Below are 20454 nucleotides of genomic sequence, written 5' to 3' on the forward strand. Positions count from 1 at the left end.
CGCGAATGGGTTTCGGCCTCAAGCAGAAGAAGGTGGTGCCGTTCCGCACCGCCGGTGAGCTGGATGCCATGGCGGCGGCCGGTGCGGTCGTCGGCCGTGCGCTGGTGGCCGTACGCGCGGCCGCCGCGCCGGGCGTTTCGACCTTGGCCTTGGACGAGGTTGCCGAGCAGGTCATTCGCGACGCGGGAGCGGTGCCCTCGTTCAAGGGGTACCACGGGTTCCCGGGGTCGATCTGCTCCTCGATCAACGATCGAGTGGTGCACGGCATCCCGTCGAAGGACGAGGTCCTCGGCGAGGGTGATCTGGTGTCCATCGATTGTGGGGCGATCCTCGACGGCTGGCACGGTGACTCGGCGTGGACGTTCGGCGTCGGCACGATCATCGAGGCGGATCGGCTGCTCAGCGAGGCCACCAGGCTGTCGATGGAGGCCGGAATCGCCGCGATGCTGGCGGGCAACCGGCTCACCGATGTCTCGCATGCGATCGAGTTGGGGACCCGTGCCGCCGAAAAGGAGCACGGCCGGCCCTACGGCATCGTCGACGGGTACGGCGGGCACGGTATCGGCCGCCAGATGCATATGGATCCGTTCCTGGCCAATGAGGGCGCACCCGGTCGCGGTCCGAAACTGGTCGTGGGTTCGGTGCTGGCCATCGAGCCGATGCTGACACTCGGTACCACGGAAACCGCCACGCTCGACGATGATTGGACCGTGGTCACCACCGACGGCAGCCGTGCCGCACATTGGGAGCACACGGTCGCGGTCACCGAAGACGGCCCGCGCATCCTCACCCTGCGCGACGAATAGTCCAACCCTCTGCTCGATGCGCTTGTTGCCGTTCGGCACCGGAGCAACGACGACCGCTGATCCCACAGCGGGTGTCGTTGCGACCGGGCGCGGGTGCGGTCTCGGGTGCGTTGTGTCGTTTACCGGGTACGGCTGGTCATAGTGGTCAACGGGACCATCCCGGTCCATCCGCAGGGCCGATCACACGAGGCGACGACCGTCGTCGCATCGGTGGCTTCCGCCGCGGCGTGTGCGGGATAGCCGCATTCGGGACATTTGCCGAAGTAGTCGAGTACCTCATATCTTCCGGGGCTCGGTCCAGCGTTCACAACATTCGTGCGATCGGTCACGGGTCCTCCTCGGTCGTGTGACGGCGCAGGGTTCGCAGGTCGCGAACGTAACCCGGCACCGCCTGCGAATTCCGCCTTCCGCCCGGCAGCTTGGACATCTCACAACCACGTCGGGCGTGCGCTGCGGGTGTGCCACAGTGCGGCGTACCGGTATGCCGACAGCGCAGGATACGCCTTCGACGCAGCGCAGCGCACGGGGCTGACGCAGTGCTGCGCGCCGGCCCGGAAGCGGTCGGTACGCATAGTGTTTCCCCGTTCGCCCCTGTCGAATTTCATTGTGCGCCACCAAGTATTCAAGCTGTCGTGCTGTTGTGGTCGATGCGGATTCGACGGTGGAGGTGACGACGGTGGTCAACGAACGGTTGCGTACCGACATGATGACGGTGCTGGAAGGCCTCGACGACCAACTGCGCGGCATCGCCGAGATCCAGCTGCGCCGTTCCCGGCTGACCGCCACCGCGAGCACCTGTGAACAGCGGATCGAGGTCACGGTCAACGCCGACGGCCTGCTGATCGAGACCACGTTCGCCGACGACATCTCGGAACTGACCTATGACGAGATCGCCGCGGGAATGACCGCCGCGGTGCAGCAGGCCGCGGACGAGGTATTGCGACAGGGTGCGGCACTGATGGAACCGCTGCGCGAGCGCAAGCTGCAGCTGCCCAAACTGTCCGAAATCATCGAGGGGGCACCGGATCTGGGGGAGATGATGCCCACTGAGCCGCCGGTGCCGAAGCGGCCGGAGGACTATCGCGAACCGGAATCCGACGGACACCTGGACGGCAGTGTGCGCCGCTCCATGGTCTCCGACGAGGACTGATTCCGGTGAGCCTGTATCTCCCACCGCCGGTGCGCCCGATCGCCTGGGTTGCCGGAGCGAGCTGGCCGGACGGCGACGAGGACAAGATGTGGGCGGTGTCGCGTGCGTGGGAGCAGGCGCACACTGATCTCGCGGCCCAGGTGTCGGGGATCGACGCGGCGAAAAAGGCGGCGATGGCAGCTTTTCCGGCAGGTGACGCAGCGGACCAGATCGGTCACCTCTTCGATGTGTTTCTCCAGGGAGACCAATCGCTGGCCACGATGGCCGAAGGTTTCAAGACGGTCAGCGAATCGACCTTCGACGTCGGTACCGAACTCCAGTCGGCCAAGATCAATATCATTGTCTCGCTGTGCATCCTGCTGGTCGAGATCGCCTGGGCGTGGCTGTTCCCGCCCACTGCTCCGGCGGTCGAGGCTGCGGCGATCGGCACCACCCGTTCGATCGTCAAGTTCATCGCCGACGCCTTGCAGAACGCACTCGAACGCGCCTGGGCGAAACTGGGTTTCGCTACCCGCGCCGAACTCAATGGCGCCTCCAGGTACTGGATGAAGCACATCCTCTCCCCTGCGACCTGGCGGGGTATGCGCGGCCAGACCTGGAAGTACAAGGCCAAGACGATCCTGCCGACGGCGAAAGGTATGGGCGTCTACACCCTGAAATTCGGTGAGGGCGCGCTCTGGGCGCCGGTGACAAACGCGATCGTGCAGGGCGCGCAGATCGCGGAGGGGAAGCGGCACGGATTCAACTGGAAGGAGTTCGGCGCGTCCTGGGCGGCCTCGGCGCTGAGCACGATTCCCAGCCGTGAGCTCGGCCGTTATATGGGTTTCGGGATCAGTAAGCACTTCGGCGGTGCGATCAGCTCGATGCCGTTCCGCTCCGGCTACTTCGCACAGGGGGCGGTGATCGGTGCGACGGCCGGTGTGTTCGGCAACGTGTTCGGCAACCTCGGTGCGGGCGCGGTGACGGGCGATATCGCCGGCGCTTTCGCCGGCCCCGAAGGGTGGGTGGGTGCGGCAGGCCGTGGCGCGATGGTCGGTGGAATCCGCGGTATCGGCACGAAGACGACAACCGATTCGTCGGGGGATCCGCGCTTCAACCTGTGGATGAATCAGAAGGCGCCCTGGGCACCGTCCAGTAACCGTCCGCCGGCCACACCGCACGAGAGCCCGGCGGTGACGCCGCATGCGACCCCCGCGGTCACGCCGGCACCGACCCCGCATGAGACTCCGGTTGTTTCCCGGGCACCCACTCCAACGGCCCCGGCATCCACCGACACCAGTGGGGCAGTGCCGCACACCAACTCGGTCCCGACACCTTCGGACGGGTCGAGTTCCAGCAATCACCCGGCGGTCACCCCGTCGGTCGTGCCGAACGAGTCCGGTGCGACCGGTACCGGCGGCCACGGGCCGACGTGGCCGCTGAGCAATTCCAACCCCGCGATTGCGGCAGAGAGCCATGGTTTCGATTTCGGTTTCGACTCGCCTCCGCCGCGTTCGGCCACACCGCCATCGTTGTCCTCCGACGTGAGCGACAGCGCGGGACCGGCAGGTACCGGTAATCCGTGGGGGTCACGTCTGGTACCGCCGAGCGGCGCATCGGTTCCCGGCCCGTCGAGCGCGGTGAACCACATGGGCTCGGGTGCTGAGCATTCCGTCGATACCGTTTACACGGGCAAAGGTAAAGGTAGGGCGTGGGAGTTCCGGCTGCCGGACGATGCGGACACCGGATACCGTGCGGGCCCGGCAGATTGGACGCCGCAGGCTGCATCGGGGAGTTCACATTCGGGCTTCGGTGACGGTTCCACCCACCATCCGGGCGATGTCACCGGACCGGTGGGCGCAAGCTCCCACACTTCGTCCCCGGCCCCGCACACTTCGCCGCTGTTTCCACCGGTCGAATCGAGTACGAACACCCGGATACCGCCGCCGCTGCACGCCGAGTTGTTCGACGGTGACGGCTCGGTCCCGCACCCGTCGACCATCGGCGTAGCCCACGGTGATCCCAGTTCGCAGGGTGTGTCCACGCCCGCCCCGATCCCGCGGCCGACGACGGGTACGCCGAACTTCTCCCGGCCGTTCCCTGATCCTGTGGGACCCCCGCCACCCGCGCCGACGACGGGGCAGCACGGCGCGTCGCCGAACGAGACCGGGCCGCGTCCGCACCAGCAGCAGCCGAACTTCTCGCGCCCGCTGCCCTCCTCCGCGCGGCCGGTCGATCCTGCAGTACATCCACCGGTAGCTCCGGTACACCCGCCGGTACCGCCCATGCCGACGCATGCGCCTCCGCCCCCGCCACCGACGCACGCGCCGCCGGAACCGCCGGCCGGACCGCCGCATACTCCACCGCCGCCCACTCCTCCCGTGGAGCCGGGCGCGCCGGCTCCCGATCCCAGAGACGACAATCCGGCGAATCTGGGGCCGGGCAAGGATTACCGGGCGAAGACGCGGCCGAAGCGGGTGCCGGATATCGGCCCCATGCCGTCGCCTTACGACGCGCCGGACGCTCCGGGTGAGCAGGAATGGCTGGATGCCGCGCACCTGCCGCCGGCACCGCCGGAGGGGTCGCCGGGCGATCCGGTCGGCCAGAACCCGTTCGGGGAGGAGCCGGCAGGCGTCAACCCGTTCGGAGAGAATCCGGCGGGCGTCGATCCGGCCGGTGCGAACCCGTTCGGTGACAATCCATTCGGCGACAACCCCGCCGGGAACGATCCGAATGTCGACAAGCCGCTCGAGTTGTAGGCACACAGGCAGGGACCGAATATGGCCGATTACATCGAGGTGGATACCGACGCGCTGATCCGAGCCGCCGATCTGCCCGAGGAAGTTTCGCAACGGGTTCGGGCGGTGATCGACACCTTGAACGGAACATTGACCGGCATCGAGGACGATGCGACCAATCAGCCGTGGGGAAATGACAAGTCCGGCAAGAAGTTCGCCGACGGCGACAAGGGCTACAAGACGTCGCGGCAGAACCTGATCGAGGGTGGTTACAGCATGGCCGACGCGCTACACGAGTTCGGTGCGGGGGAGCGGTCGGCGGCCGAGCAATTCCAGGCCGCCGAAGGCGGCGCTACCGAGGGGCTCGGTGGCTGACATGACGATGCCCAATGCGGATACCACGGAGTGGACTCAGGTTCTGGGGTCGGCGAATGCCGGAAAGCTGCAATTCGATACGAAGGACATCAAGGCCGCGACCGATGCCGCAGCGCAGTTGATCGCGAATCTGCAAGCGCTGGCGCAATCGGTGCGCGATGCTCGAGCCGATTCGGTGGGAGCCTTCAGCATGCTGCAATCCAGCCGCGACCTGGCGGGGGTGTACAGCAAACACGGTACGGCGCTGTACGACTCACTGATGACCCATGCGAATGTGGTGCGCGATCAGTTCGCCACCTTCGTTGCCGCCGGTAAGACCTTCGACGCACACGAGGACAGCTCGACCTTCAACTTCGACAGCCTGGCCAACCCCAAGAATGCCACCAGTAATGTCACGGTCCCCACCGCGACCGCGACCGGCAGTGTGGTCGCCGACCTCGGAATGTCCGTGCTGGACGACAGTTGGAGCATGCCGAGCTTCCCCGAAGCGATTCAGGGATACGGTGGCAAAACCGATTCCGTCACAATCAATATCGAGAATGCCGACAGCCTGGACTGGGATCAGTTGATCGAGTTGGGGCAGACGATTCACTCGGGTCCGCCGATGGAACTGTCCGGATTCTGGGACGGGATGTCGACCGCGCTGACGAATCATCTGACGAAATATGTCGACCAGATCGCCAAACTTCAGGCCGACTGGACCGGGGATTCCTCGGCCGCTGCGGTGAATGCGGTACGAAACTACAAGAACAGCGCGCAGGATCTTATCGATGCGATCGAGGTGACGGGCGCGAGCCTGCGCTATACCAGTGATTGGCTGGAGGCCACCCGAAAGTCGATGCCGGCGCCGGGAGCGAAGGAAAAGACGGGCTGCAAGAACCACCACACCGACGAGTTCCGTGGCTACTACAAGAAGTATTACGCCGAGCCGATGAAGTCCACGATCTCCACGATCCCGACCATCGAGATCCCCGGAAAGGCCGAGGGCGACAGTACTTCGGGCAACGGGAACGGCAACGGAAACGGTCAAGGCAACGGCAACGGCCAGGGTGACGGAAACGGTCAAGGGAGCGGCAACGGCCAGGGGAACGGCAACGGCCAAGGTGACGGGAACGGTCAAGGCGACGGGAACGGGCAGGGCAGCGGGAGTGCGACCACCCAGGAACAGTTGCAGGAGGCCTACAACGAGGGCTATGAAGCCGGTTACGAGGAGGGCTCCGGCGCCGGCAACGGGCAGGGGAGCGGCGAGGGCAGCGATAGTGGGAACGGCCAGGGCTACGGCCAAGGCAACGGGAACGGGAACGGGAACGGGCAGGGGTACGGCTCCGGCAGCGGTGCAGGGGACGGGAGCGGCGAGGGCTCCGGCAGTGGAGAAGGCTCGAGCAGTGGGTCCGGGTCCGGCAGCGGTACGGGCTACGGGAGCGGCGAAGGGGAGGGCAGTGACTATGTGCCCACCAATGGTGACGTCTCCGGTAGCGGTGACGGGACCGGGGGTTCCGGCGAATACGGGTCCGGTTACGGAAGCGGTTACGGCGGTGGTTCCTACGGCGGTGGATCCGGCTCCTCCGGACAGGGATCGAGCCGCAACGGTAGTGGTTCGGGCAGCGGCGGGGCGAACAACTCGCAGCAGCTGCAGAACCTCGACGACCTGCTGAATTCCTATGGGCTGGGCGGTACCGGCACCGGGTCGTCCGGAGGTAGTTCGTCGCCTGGCAGCACACCGTTCTCGGGGCGTGGCAGCAATGGCTCCGGCAGTAGTGGCTCCGGCTCGGGGACCGGTGGGTCGGGAACGGGGTCGTCCACGGTTCCCTCGAGTCTCGGTAAGACCACGCAGCCCGGTGCGGGGGCGAACAAGAACAATCAGCAACTGCCGTCGCTGGATGAGTTGCTGTCCGGGCTCGTGGGACAACAGGATTCCGCGGTGCCCACCAACGGGGACGTGGATCCGTACGGCGAATCGGTGACCACGGGCAGTGCGAATCCGCTGGAGTCCCCGTTCTCGGGCGGCACCACGACGGAATCTCCGCGATCGACGCCACTGGATTCCCTGCTGGGGAACCGCACCGGCACGTCCGATCCGGCCGACCCGCTCGAGTCACTGGTCACCGGGGGTGAGCAGGCACTCACGCAGCTCGGGCAGCAGGCCCACGACGCGTTGGCGGGCCTGGGGCAACTGCTGCACGGCATCCCCGGATTCGATCAACTGCTCGCGAGCAATCCACAACTGAGTGACCTGTTGTCGGGGATCCCGGGGCTCGACCAGCTGGTTCCCGGCGGCACCGGCCTGGAGGGTCTGTCGGCCGGCAATCCGGAGCTGAGCAAGCTGCTGTCCAGCATCCCCGGTCTCGACGAATTGCTGACCGGGTCCTCGGACGATCCCACGCAGGGGCTGGCCGATCGGTTGCGTCAACTCGGCGAGACCCCCGGCCTCGAGGGCCTGTCCGATGTCGCGGACCACCTTGATCCGGGGAGCGGCGGTGCAGACAGTTCCGGAGGTGGCGGTGCGGCCGACTTCGGCGGTGCGGCATCGAACCTGGCAGGTGCGGACGATACGACCACCCCGCAACAGCTCGAGCAACCGCGTCAGCCCGACAGGTTCCCGCGGGCTTCCCTGGCCGCGGATCTCGCCTCCTACGGCCCGGGTGCTCAGGATCCGAACGACCAGCAGGCCGGTCAGCCGGGGCAACCCGGTCAGCCCGGGATGGCGGGTACTCCGGCCTCGAGTGCCGCGAACGGTGGCGGGCAGGGCCAGCATCGGCGCCCGAAGTATCTGACCTCTACGGATTGGCTCGACGACGCGATGGGGGAGACCCCTTTCCGGGTCAAGCCGGTGATCGAACCATGAGCGGGGAACAGTGAACAGGTGGACTCTGACAGACCTGGAATACAAGGTGCTGTGCGACACCAGGTTTTTCGGGCTGGTGCCGTCGATGTTCAGCATCACCAGTCGAATCCCCTACATGGACGAATACGAGCGCGAATGGCACCGTGCCCGAGCGGAACTGGCGGCCCGCGAGGACAGCGCTTTCGAAGCGATCGTGGACACCATGGTGCTGCCCGAGGTGCTGGTCGGCGGTGAGGTCTGGCAGGACAGCGATTTCGACAACCCGCAGAAGCGGGTGCGCTTCTACGCCGGGCGGCTCGGCTCGCGCGGATTTCTGGTGACTCAGCTTCCGGGGGAAACCATCAACCACGCCGCGGGATTCACGATCACGGCATGTGATCCGCGGGCACTCGGGGAGACGGTCGCCGGTTTGATACCCGCTGCCGAGCCCGGCCGCCGCGGACCGATCGAACTCGACATCAGCGGTACCGGTGACCGGTCCCGCGCGGGTGGTTCGATGATCGCCGACGACGACGATGACGACGACGGGCTGACCAGTTCGGCCTTCTTCGACCTACCCGCAACCCACTGCGGCACCGTCCGGTTGACCCAGGGCCGATCCAAATTCGGTCCCCGCGGCCGGCTCTCGGTCGCGCGCTTGTGGCGAGACCTGCCCGGCGACGGCCGGTACGTGATGCCGTTGGAGGACCCGGCACCGATCGCGACGGGGATGGGATCGGCGGGACTGATCGAGTGGATCGACACCGAGGCCGAGCACATTCTGCAGCGGATGAACGACTATCAGGAGGAGTAGCTGCCTGCTATGCCTCGAGCAGCAGGGTGACCGGTCCATCGTTCACCAGGGATACCTGCATATGGGCACCGAAACGGCCGGTTGCGACGGTGGCGCCCAGCCCACGCAGGGTATCGGCGAAGGTGGTGACCAGTGGTTCGGCAATCGGCCCGGGCGCGGCGGCCGACCAGGAGGGGCGGCGGCCCTTGGCGGTATCGGCATAGAGCGTGAACTGGCTGACCACCAGGATCGGTGCGCCCAGGTCGGCCGCGGAACGCTCACCGTCCAGAATGCGGAGCCGGAACAGCTTGTCGGCCAGCGATTTCGCCATGGCCTCGGTATCGGTTTCGGTAACGCCCACCAGGGCGAGCAGGCCGTGCGGCACACCGGCTGCCGGCGGATCGATCTGCCCGACCACCTCGTCGGCGACCGTGACCCGGGCGGAGGCGACTCGCTGTACCAGGATTCGCATGACTCCATTGTGGAGTATCGGTCCAGTGATTTCCGATCCGGACATGGGGTGTTCACATCGTCGCCACCGATGATTCTCCCGCCACTGTCATGGTCGGAACCAGCGCTTCCGGGGGCGACCCGGTAGGTGGGACGGAGGGAGCCGACAATGGCGGACGAGATCGAAGTCGAAGTGACCACACTCCGTACCGCTGCCGGAAAGACGCAGGATGTGCGTGATCACATCGAGCAGGTGCTGACCAGATTGCACGGCCGGACGAGTCACTACGGCAGCCCCTGGGGCAATGACACACTCGGCGCGCAGTTCGCCGGAAGTGGTGCAGGCGACGGCTATCTGGCTGCTCACGACAATATGGTCGGCGGTGCGCGCGGCTTCGCCGACGCCTTTCAGAAGGTCTCCGACGGGCAAACCGACAGTGCCACCTATCTGGAGACGATGGAACACGGCAATACCGACGGATTCCGATGACGAACGAACATATGCAGTCCGAGCTGGCGGGCATTCTCGGTGAAGCCAAGCAGCAGTTGCGCGTCATCGCCCGAATCCAGCGCGACCGTGCGGAATTGACCGGCACCGCATCCGTGCGCAAGAACCGGGTCACGGTGAGTGTGAATGCCGACGGCACCGTGGTGGAAACGAAGTTCGGCGCCGGAATCGAGGATCTGAGCTATCCGGAGATCGCCCGCGCGGTAACGGAGGCGGCGCAGCAGGCGGCCGAGGAGCTGGCGGACAAGCATCGGGAGTTGACGGCGCCCCTGCAACAGCGCCGCGCCAAGCTGCCCACACTCACCGATCTCATCGAGGACATGCCCGACGTGCGGCTGCCTACGGCGCCCGAACCGTCACTGGCGCCGCCGGATTCACCCGAACGCGATGTCGGTTACGGTGCCGACGAGCTGCGGTTCGAGGATGCGGAGAGTTATCCGGCCGCACCGGAACGCCGGATCACCGATTCCAGCTGGTAGTCCGGTGAGCCGCGCATGATCGAGTTTCCCGGCTGGCTCGAATGGCTGGGCGCCGTGGTCGGTATGGAGTGGCCCGACGGCAACGAAGACGACATGTGGGCTCTGGCCGGGGATTGGCATGCCGCGGCCGACGAGCTACGCGTCGTGTTGACCCTGATGGACGAGGCGAAGACCGCTACCTTGGCGGCGTATCCGGCCGGCGAGGGGCGCCGGCAGATGAGCGACACGTTCGACAGCATGCGCACCGGCAAGGATTCGCTGGAGGCGCTGGCCGGATACTTCGATCAGGTCGGTGACTCCGTCGACGGTGGTGGCACCCAGATCCAATACACCAAGCTGATGTTCTATTCGACGCTGGTGATCACCGCCGCCGATATCGCCGCGGTATGGATTTTCCCGCCCACGGCACCGGCCGCAGAGGCAGGGATCATCGTCGCCACCCGGGTCGCGGTGCGAGTGATGCTGCGACGCATGCTCACCGCGATGGCGGGGTGGGCCGGCAGGCTGGCCGAGAATGCGCTGGTGCGGTTTGTTTTCCGGCATGTGCTGCTGAATGCGGGATTGGGGGCGCTGCAGGAGTTCGCGATCCAGGAATTTCAGGTCTGGCAGGGGCATCGCGACGGTCTCGACTGGAATCAGCTGGGCCTCACCACATTCGCGGCCGGTGTCGGTGGCGCCGCGGGCGGCGGATTCGGTGAGGCACTGGGGCGCAAGTTCGGCAACGCCTTTCGGGACGAGGCCGGGGACATCACCTCGAAGTGGGGGGCCAACCTGACCCGCGCCGGCATCGGTGCCGGATCGGGACTGGTCAACTCGGCGGCGGCTTTCGGCGGCATGGTGGGTTGGCAGTTCACCTCCGACCTTGCGCACGGTGGCCTGGGTACCGCCGTGGACAACCTGAAGAACACGCACGTCGACTGGCGCATGTTCAGTGCGGGCGGGATCACCGGTGGTGTCTCGGCGGTCAATCACAACTTCGCACACAGCCATTTCGAGAACTCGCCGTTCTGGAAGCTGAATGCGCCGCGAGTGGATCTGGGCAATATCGGAGAGCTGCACAACTTCCGGCACGACGGCACGGTCCCGAATGCGCATGTCGATCCGCAGGGTGCCGATCCGGCCGCGGTGCACGGCGTACCTGTGGTGCATACCGGTGCCGGTTCGCCGGATGCGGTGCGGGGTGGGGCTGGGCCGAACGACCATGGTGTGGGCGGAGGCCCGGCCACTACCGCCGGTGTACACGAGCGTCCGTCCGGGGCCGGGTTGCCTCCGGAAAGCGTGGCGACGTCGCATGATTCGATCGGAGACCGCTCGGATTCGCCGAGTTCCGCCCCCTCGGCCGAGGTGCAGGGCAGCCCCGCCGAGGTGCGGTCGTCCGGGGCGAATGCCGACGGTGGCCCTGTGGCATCGGACAGTCCGTCGAGGACGATGCCGCAGCAGGAAGCATCCGGTGCTGGTCCGGGACCGCACCTCACCTCCGAGACGGCCGTCGGCTCGCCCCCGCATTCGGAAGCAGACGCCGTGCCCGAAGCCCACGACCGGGGCACGGGCACAACGGAGTACGGGCCGGCGGAGAGTGGGGAAGCTCCTGCGGCTCAGGGCGCCGAGGTCCGCGAACCGAGTGCGCACACCGGAACTTCGGACTCGACACCGCCGCCGTCCGACATGTCCGTCGGACACGAAATTGGACCGGCATCCGACGCGACCTCGTCGCCTGCTCCGGCAGCGGCATCGACTGCGGTGCACGGGCCCGGTGCGTCGCCAGGGACCGCTGCATCGACCGGCCCCGGTACGTCCTCGGGGACATCGACGACTGCCACCGGGACCGGTAGTGGTTCCCCGGCCGATGCGCGGGGCCCGGCCGCCGGTTCCGAGGTCTCTCGCACCGGCGACGCCCGGCCCTCCGATGCTGCCCGCGGGGCCGGCACTCGCACCGGTTCCGAGCCCGGCCGCGGTGCTGTTTCCGAGGCCCGGCCGCAACCCCGAGCGGGCGCGGCCGATCCATCGGGGCCACGCCCCGCCGCAGAGCCGCGCGTGCAGGCCCGGGTTGCCGGCGGCGAATCACCGCAGCGCCCCACCGTCGGTACTCGCGATCGGCTGACCGCTGAGACAGAGCCCGCCCCGGCACGCGACTACACCGGCGCCGGGGCGGGTACGGATCAGGTTCGTGCGGCGGAGCCACCGCGGACCGCCGGGGAACCGCACGAAGGTGCCCGTGCACCGCAGGCACCCGACCAGGCCGGCGGCACGCCGGACCGTCCCGCGGCGGGCCGGGTATCCGAACTCGAGCCGGCGCGCAATGCGCGGGAGGCAGAACATCCGGACCGTTCCGACGCCGTTCGGCCCGGCCACGAACCGAGGTCGGTGGACCGCTCGGCTCCGCGCGACCCGGAGGCAGTGGCGCGGCGGGACGTGGAGCAACGTGCCGACCCCGCCGTCGATTCGCCACACCCGTCCGAGCAGGACGTGCACGCTCCGCGTGATCCCGATTCCGGCGCACCCCGTGACTCCGAGCACGCTGGGGTACGGGACGGGGAGCACCCTGGGCGTCGAGACCTCGAGCGGGACATGCGGCGCGCCACCGAGGGCCGGTCCCCTGATCTCCCGCACCCGCGCGACGTGGATTCGGGCACCGCACGCGATGCGAACGAGCCGGTGACCCGACGTGTGGAGACCGGCAGCGACAACATCGTCCCCGAGCACGACGTCGTCCCGCATGAGAGTTCCGCCGGAGAGCACGCGAGCCGTGTGGGTCGCTCGCACGATGACCCTGCGGCCCGTTCGCACGACGACTCTGCGGCCCGTTCGCACGACGACTCTGCGGCCCGTTCGCACGACGACTCTGCGGCCCGTTCGCACGACGACTCTGCGGCCGGTCCACACGACGACGCTGCGGGTCGCTCGCACGATGAAGCTGTCGCCGGTCCACACGACGACTCTGCGGCTCGTCCGCACGACGACGCGGCCTCCGCTCCTTTGGAACCGCGGACCGATTCAACAGGGCACCACCCTGATTCCGGTTCCGGAAGCGAAGCCCCTCGTCGTCGCCCGGCAGCCGACGACGGCAACGACGGTGCGATGGTCAAACCGCACGCTCCCGACAGCGGCGAGTCCACCCCATCGCACCGGCGCAACAACGGCGCCGGGAATCGGCTCGCCGATCAGGCTGTGCCCGGGATGCCCGCGCACCCCGCTGACGTCGAACACGGTCGGGCCCGTCCGGTCCGCACCGAACAGCCCGAACCGGAGCGCCCCCGCCCCGCCGAACCGGCGGGACCGGCCGTTCGCGACGAATCCACCCGTGGACGCTGTGCCGAGCTCGCACTGCGGTTGATCCGGGAACTCACCGGCAGCAGGACGATCCGGCTACCCGAGCGCGCGATCGGACCGGAAGGGATGACCGCCGCGGAGGTACAGGCGGATGCCGGTGGCCGGATGGTGCGCGTCGCCGATCACGACGTTATCGCCCGGCGGTTGTCGCGGATGCGTGCCGGCGCGGCGGCGCTGGTGGTCGACGGCTATCACGCGGGCCCGGGCAGGCGGGTCGTCGGCGCACATGCCTATGTCATGACCCACGAGGGCGGCGGCCGGATCGTGGTGCGGGACCAGAGCACGGGCCTGGTGACCGAGCATCCGGCGGATACCCCGCCCGACCTGCACGACACTCAGATGATCCTGTTCGACCGCAAGGGCCGTCCGGTACACCCGCTCACACCCGAGCAGCGCGAAGCCCTGACGCGGCAGCAGGATCCGGTCGCGGTGCGGATCCGGCAGGCGTTCGACGACCACACCGGCCGGGTGCGCGAACTCCTGCTCCGCACCCCGACCGGCAGAAGAATTCTCGAAGGCCTCACCGACAGCCGTTATCGCGACTACATCGATCGTGGTGCGTCGGCCGACGGGAGATACGGGTCGTTTCGACGGGGCGACATCACCGCGGTCGTCTACGCCGACGGGCGTGGGCAGATCGCTCAGGCGCTGACGCTTGCCCACGAAAGTGTGCACGCCGAACGCTATCTCGACGGTGCGTCGCCCGCGGACCGGCCGCTGGAGTTGTCTCGAGACGACTATGTGCGCGAGATGGTGCACGAGGAGGCGGTGGCCTCCGGCCGCCGGTTCCGGCTGGCGGCAGAGCTGCGCGAGCTCGGCTACGACATCGTCGAGCGGGACCCCGAGGCCGCCTACCGCAGGGCATACGAGACCGCGCTCCGCGGAACCGACGGCCCGGAAGCCCATGAGATCGCCCATGAGGTGGCGGTCGATCACCTGCGCAACTACCTCGAACACGTGTCCTCGAACGACAGCGGCCGCACCTACGCCGATCACTACCGCGATATCTGGAATCGTGCGCACGAGCTTGCTCGCACACCGTCCGACCACAGTATTCGCTATGTGCCCGATGATCCGGCGGTGCGCGAGCGAATCCGGTCCACGGCGCTGGACCGGCACATCGCCGAGGCGCGCCTGCGGGAGTACACGCGTGAGCTGGAGCAGCTCGCCGACCGCGTGGCCGACCGGATGCCCTATGACCCGACCATGCGGCGCGACATGGTCCAGTATCTGCTCGCCGAGCAACTGCGTGGTGTCGGGCACGAACTCGAGCACGGGCGGCCGGTGCCGGAGCGCGCCGCCGAACTGCGCCGGCTGGGCCACGACCTGCGCCGGATGTCCGATGTCGTCGACCAGCAGCACAATGCGCGCGCCGAGGCCGACCGGCTGCGCTCGGACGGCACCGCGGAGGCGGGGCGACAGCTGCTCGCCGACATGATCGTCGATGCCCCGGGCGCCGAGCTGGTCGGTGATCACATCGCGTTGATTCCCGGTGAGCCGGAACAACTTCTGGTCGCCGCCGGTCCGGGCGACCAGCACCGCATCCTCGCCGAGGCGCCGCCGGAGATTGCCGAGTCGATGGCTCGCGGCGCCCGCACCGAGTACCTGAGCATCCGGACCCGCGACAACGGTGAGATCCGCTACGAGCGGGTCGACCGGCCGGACGCCGCGCACGAGGAGCCCGCCCAGCGCGTAGACCCGCGGAATCTGGCCGCACAGGAGTCCGCGGCGATCATCGCCGGACTACAACGGCACCTGCAACGAACCCCGGTCGGCTCCTGGGCCGTCGACACGCTGCGGGCCCGGGGAGTCACCGTCGAACACGAGGCCGGTGGCGGTCATCGCTACGAGCCCGGGCGGCAGCGGCTGGTGCTGGATATCGGCGGTACCGATGGCGAGCAGCTGGCCGCGCTGGTCCACGGAGCCATTCACGCCGAACGAGCACACGAACGCGCTACCGCCGATGGAATCTCCGACCGTGACCGGATGACGCGCGACGAGTACGTCGATCAGATGGTCGACGAGGAAACCGCCGCGCACGCCATGGAATTCAACGCGCTGGCACAACTGCGCGACGCGGGACACGACATCCCGGTGAGCGCGCTGGAGCGCATCTACCGCGACGCGTTCACCGATGCACGCGCCCAGGCGAGCCGGCACCAGGGGGACCCGCCGGCGCGGGCGGCGGAACTGGACCGGATCGCCAACCAGGCCGGCATCGACGCGATCCGCCCGGCCGTGGCCGATCATGCGCCCGACGGCGGCCCGAGCTACCGGCACGGCTACGGCGAAGCATGGGATTCCGCGCATCCGCCCCGGGACGACACGACCGGCACCAAGCCGGCCCGTCCACCGGCCGTACCGCCCGAGCCGGACGGGTCGACCTTCGTCCGCACCTACGGTGGTGACACCGCCTACGGCATCAAGGGGTGGGTCGACGGGAACGGTGTGCTGCACTACGAGATTCGCGTAGGCCCCGACACCCCCACGGGCCGCGAGATGTTCCGCGACCTGATGCACGAACTCGGCGATCGGGTGCAGGGAATCCACGACGAGTGGTACGACGGCGGCGCGCTGACCGACAATCTGGACAGCTTCAACGCGGGAGTGCAGGACGGGTTCACGCCGCAGGAGTCGGCGCGCCGGACCTTCACCGGAAAACTGGCCCGCGAGCTGGGCTGCACCGAAGTCACCTTCGGAGACCCGGATCTGCCCGGAGACCGCGGCCTCGAGGGCCCACTGGGCGAAAATACCGGAGTCACGGTGGTTTTCCGGCATCCCGATGCGGGGTCCGGCGGCGATGAGTTCACCGGCGGTGCGATCCGGCCGCGCGACGTCTACTTCCAGGAGTCGTGGGCCCGCGCATCCTATGAACGGTTCCGGGCGGACGACAGTGATATCGCGGAGATCGCCGGGCATCTGGCAGGCGTGCCACGGGCCGGCGGCCGGGTCGGATTCACGCCCGACGAGATAGCGCGGCTCAAGCAGCATCTGATGCGTGACGAACATCTGTTGCGCGATTACGAGAACGGCGGTCACGTCCGGCGGCGCTTCGACGAGTCCGCCGATATCGCCGAGGCCTGGATCCGATTGCGGTCCGGACGCCCCCTCGCCGAGGACATCGTGCTGCTCGAACACGAATTGCGTGAGGCTCATTACCTGGGCGAACACCCCGACGCGACCTACGCCGAGGCGCACGACCACGCCAACGAGCGCTTCAATTGGCAGGACAATATTCCGGAGCGGACCGGCGAACGCTACGACACCCTGTGGAGGACCGACGATGGCAATACTGGTGTTCTACGACCTGATCAGGGAGGACCGGACCGAGGTGGAGTACCGGTTCGGGACGACGGAGGAACACCTCGATCGCCTGCTGACCATCGACAAGCGGACCAGGCAGTTCCGCGATCAGGACGACCGGACCCAGGGGATCACGGGAGCGGTCGCGGCGAAGATCTTCGGGCGGTACCGGACCGAGGGAACCTGGCCGGCGCGGGGCATGATCCAGGCGTAGCGCACCGGCCGGAGCAGTCCGGCGGCCGGAACTCCGCCGAACCGCCGCGTCGTGGTGCGGTGCTCGTGGACCTCGGTGGGCAGCGCTTGCGGTTGCACCTGGTCGCCGACGAGAACGGGCACTGGCGGGTCGACTCGGTCGAGCCGATGCCCGCGGCGCAGCCCGGCCCGGGGACCGATGTCGAACGGGCGCCGCGCGGCCGGTTGCGGTCGCTGTGGGAGCGGTTCACCGGTGGATACACCGGGCACAGCCCGAAATACCCGTCGGGTAGTGGTCAGGACGGCAAGTATCAGACCGAGATGACCGAGGATTTCGGGCATCTGTTCGATATCCAGGCGCTGGAGACACTCGGCGCACAGGGCATCAGCGTCAACTACATGCGGTTGATGAAGGAAGCGGCCACCCTGTGGCTGGCACGTGAGCACGCACCACTGCTGAACCATCTCACCGCGCGTATGGAATTGCAGGCCGGTGAGCACATTCCGATGCGCAACCGCGACGGGCGGGAGTACGCCTACTGGACCCAGGACGCGGATCCTGCCGATGTCGCGGCCATGCACACCTATCTGCGAGAGGTCGGGCTCGGCCACCTCGTCGACGAGTCACAGCCACAGGACTCGACCGGATACCAGCCACGCGTGGAAAGCAATGCACCGCAGGACAACCCGGCCGACAAACTGCGCGCCGCCGCCGACCGCCTGGGTCTGGAGCTGAACGACATCAGCCCGGAAACGTTGCGCCGCGCCCTCGACACCGCCGAGTATCAGAATCTCCGCCGGGCCGCGGTGATAGAAGCCCTGCGCGAGGCGGCCCACCGGTTCAATGCCGAACATGCCGATATTCCGTATCAACCGCAGTCGATCACCGATCACAATCCGCTCGGCCGGTTCCTGAAGGAGGTGATCGTCTCCCGAGGTGGCGATCCGGGCCTGCTGAACTGGCGTGGGGTGAACAACGGTGCCGAATCCGGTCGCGACTTCGATGTGCTCGACGTCGACCATCCGGATCAGCGCATCGAATACGACCCCGACCAGGAATCCGGACGCGATCAAGGATTGCGGGGATACTTCGAGAATGCGCTGCGCCGCGACCAGATTCGTGACGAGCGGGCCACCTGGGCAGACCTGCTCGCCGCCGATCTGTCCCGGCTCGAACCCGAACAACTCGACCGGACCCTGAACGAGCTTCGGGACGGGGTGCGCGAGCGTGCCGGGCAGATCCGTGAGTTCGCCGACCAGGTGGCCGAGTTCCGGAAACACTTCCCGGCCGGCGATATCCGCGAACTTCCGCCGGAGCGGCCGGGTGAACCCGCGCGGCTGGTGATCCTGGATGCGCGTGGCGATCACGAACAGGTGCTCGCCGGGGCACTGGACCGCTACCCGGGGCTTGCCGCGCGCCTGAACGAGGGTGCCCTGCGGGCGGAGAAGTGGACCGTCGTCGTCGATACGAACAACGTGGTGCACGTGCGCCACCTCGGTGATATCGAAGCGCACGGTCTGGCGCTCGAGGTCGACGGACGACAGTTGACCGGTCTGCTGATCCATGCTCCGGACGGCACCTGGCATATGACTCACGCGCCCGCGGAGCCGGTCCCGGTGGCGCCGCACGCCCGCACACCCGAGCAGATCCGCGCCGTACATGACGAACTCGCCCGGGAACTCGGGCTGGACCCGGAACTGATCACGCCCGAACTCCTCGAACACGAACTGCGGGCCAACGAGCTGCGCGCCCTGCAGATCGAGGCGCTGGCCGATCATGCCCGCAGTACCGATGCGATCGAGTCCTTCCACGACCTGACCAACGCTCGTGACCGGCTCGCACAGACGGTGGGTGTCGACGAGGCGCGGCGGGTGACAGCCGAGCACATCGGTGAGCGGATCGCCGACCGCGGCACGCGCAATGCGCTGCGCAAACAGCAGGTCGAGATGCTGGTCAAGTACTACGACAAGCTGTCGAGCTATCTGAAGAATCAGGGCGGGGATCGGGCCCCGCTGGTGGCGGCACGCGATGACCTGGTGCGAGCGCTGGGCGGTGACCCGGCGGAGGTACATCCGAAGAAGTACACCGAGGAACTCCGCTACCTTCCGGACGAGCACGGTATCGATCCGGGCACGCTCGCCGGACTGATCCGCCGCCGGGCAGGCGAACCCGGTGCCGCCGCCGCCATCGCGGATTTCGTTCGGGCCCTGGGTGATACGGACCCCTTCACGGACGGATTGCGCTTCGACCCTGCCACCGACCCCCGAGTATTCGACGGCGAAGTGCCGATGCACGATGCCGAAGCACTGGACCAGGTGCGTCGCGTCGCCGGCGACGGACGCCGGATCTTCGACGACACCGAACCGGACCGGCGACCACTGGGATCACAGCCGAGCCGGGACTGGGCCCGGTTGCTCGGTCACGATCTGACCGCTGCCACCCCGGAACAGTACGTGCGCGCCTACGAGGCCTATCGGGACGGCAAAATCGAGAAGCACGAGCGGCTGAATCCGGCACAACGCGACGACGTGCATCGCGAACTCCGGGAGGAGGTGCGCCGCCGGGCCGCGGATCTGCGTGCGCTGGCGGAACTGAACGAACGGCATCGACAGGCGGTGGCCGATCTGCCGGAGCATCGGCGCGCGAGGATCGAGCGTCTGTCGCGAGAGTGGGCGGCCGCGTGGACCGACCGGGAACGGGCACGGGAATTCCTCGTCGACCATGCGCACGAACTTCGCGTCGCGCCCGAGGAGCTGCTCGCCGATGACCTGAAAGATGGTGCGGCACTGAGCGATCTGTTCGATGAGCTCGGTGCGCGGACCATCCGCGGCGACAACCCCGCGGATTTCGCACGGCGATTGCGGGAGTTCACCGCGCGGCACGAGGCACTGTTCGATGCGGCCCGCCGATTCCACGACAACGACGCTCGCATCGCGGACCTGGACACCGAACTGCGCGCCGCGGTGGAACGCGATGTGGCGCTGTCCCGCGACGAGGGGGACGACGGAGAGGGCACGTCCGCGGCGCCACCGCAGGGACCGCCGAGGCGGCCCCCGGAGTCCGGGAGTTCCGCCGAACCGCCGCACCCGGAGGATCGTTCCGGGGGCGGCAGCAGACAATTCGCAGGCGAGGACATGGCAGGCGTCGCGCCCCGGCCCGAGACGCCACTGACGCCGCGGCCCGAGACGCCACTGACGCCGCGGCCCGAGGCTCCGCAGACGCCGCGGTCCGAGGCTCCGCAGGCGCCGCGGCCCACGGAGCCAACGGTGCGCGAGTACGTTGCCTCGGCCGGCCCGCACGCCGCCGAACCACGCACGCGTGCGGAAACGCCGAGCGAGTGGGGGCTGCGGATACGGGCGGAGAATGCCTCGTGGTCCGCGCGCATGGCGGCTCGGCATGCTCTCCGGATGCGGGAGCTGGCCGATGAGGCGGTCGCCCGCGATCCGGACGGCGCCGACGGTGCGATGAGCTGGGACGCCCGGATGGCCGCCGACCGAGCCGAGTGGGAGGCGCGCACCGCCGCGCA

The 20454-nt window shown here is 68.0% G+C and carries 11 protein-coding genes; 9 read left to right on the plus strand and 2 right to left on the minus strand.

The genetic code is table 11. The annotated features are described in order from the left end of the window. Positions 1-5: 5 nt before the first annotated feature. Entirely contained in the window at positions 6-806 is an 801-nt protein-coding gene (gene map / locus NV2_RS24635; RefSeq protein WP_067879112.1) for a type I methionyl aminopeptidase, read from the plus strand. Positions 807-925: 119 nt separating this feature from the next. On the opposite strand, the gene NV2_RS24640 is transcribed toward map, so the two are convergent. After that, complete coding sequence (locus NV2_RS24640) at positions 926-1135, minus strand: hypothetical protein (RefSeq protein ID WP_067879115.1); 210 nt, start codon at positions 1133-1135, stop codon at positions 926-928. Positions 1136-1446: 311 nt separating this feature from the next. Here NV2_RS24640 and NV2_RS24645 point away from each other — a divergent pair, with 311 nt between their 5' ends. From NV2_RS24645 to NV2_RS24665, 5 genes are read left to right on the plus strand one after another with little or no spacing between them, the layout of a single operon-like run. Next, on the plus strand, positions 1447-1956 hold the full coding sequence (locus NV2_RS24645) for a hypothetical protein (protein WP_067879118.1): 510 nt from the start codon (positions 1447-1449) through the stop codon (positions 1954-1956). A 5-nt stretch (positions 1957-1961) separates the two neighbouring features. Next, positions 1962-4694 (plus strand): WXG100-like domain-containing protein, encoded by a 2733-nt coding sequence (locus NV2_RS24650; RefSeq protein ID WP_067879121.1) that lies wholly within the window; start codon positions 1962-1964, stop codon positions 4692-4694. Positions 4695-4715: 21 nt separating this feature from the next. Next, on the plus strand, positions 4716-5048 hold the full coding sequence (locus tag NV2_RS24655) for a hypothetical protein (protein WP_067879124.1): 333 nt from the start codon (positions 4716-4718) through the stop codon (positions 5046-5048). Then, entirely contained in the window at positions 5041-7893 is a 2853-nt protein-coding gene (locus tag NV2_RS24660; protein ID WP_218019024.1) for a WXG100 family type VII secretion target, read from the plus strand. The genes NV2_RS24655 and NV2_RS24660 overlap by 8 nt, the downstream gene beginning before the upstream one ends. Positions 7894-7903: 10 nt before the next feature. Continuing rightward, entirely contained in the window at positions 7904-8686 is a 783-nt protein-coding gene (locus tag NV2_RS24665; RefSeq protein ID WP_067879137.1) for an ESX secretion-associated protein EspG, read from the plus strand. 7 nt (positions 8687-8693) lie between these two features. Here the strand turns inward: NV2_RS24665 and dtd are convergent, their stop codons facing one another. Beyond that, complete coding sequence (gene dtd, locus NV2_RS24670) at positions 8694-9137, minus strand: D-aminoacyl-tRNA deacylase (RefSeq protein WP_067879140.1); 444 nt, start codon at positions 9135-9137, stop codon at positions 8694-8696. A 147-nt stretch (positions 9138-9284) separates the two neighbouring features. Here dtd and NV2_RS24675 point away from each other — a divergent pair, with 147 nt between their 5' ends. The 3 genes from NV2_RS24675 to NV2_RS24685 all read left to right on the plus strand — a co-directional run. Then, a complete protein-coding gene (locus NV2_RS24675) occupies positions 9285-9605 on the plus strand; it encodes a WXG100 family type VII secretion target (protein WP_067879143.1) in 321 nt (106 codons plus the stop codon). Further along, the gene (locus tag NV2_RS24680; protein WP_067879146.1) at positions 9602-10102 is read left to right on the plus strand and encodes a YbaB/EbfC family nucleoid-associated protein; all 501 of its coding nucleotides are present in this window, start codon (positions 9602-9604) and stop codon (positions 10100-10102) included. The genes NV2_RS24675 and NV2_RS24680 overlap by 4 nt, the downstream gene beginning before the upstream one ends. A 15-nt stretch (positions 10103-10117) precedes the next feature. Beyond that, positions 10118-20454 (plus strand): WXG100-like domain-containing protein (locus NV2_RS24685; RefSeq protein ID WP_067879149.1); only part of this gene is annotated, 10337 nt, incomplete at its 3' end.

This window comes from Nocardia vermiculata NBRC 100427 (assembly GCF_001613265.1).
GTDB lineage: Bacteria > Actinomycetota > Actinomycetes > Mycobacteriales > Mycobacteriaceae > Nocardia > Nocardia vermiculata.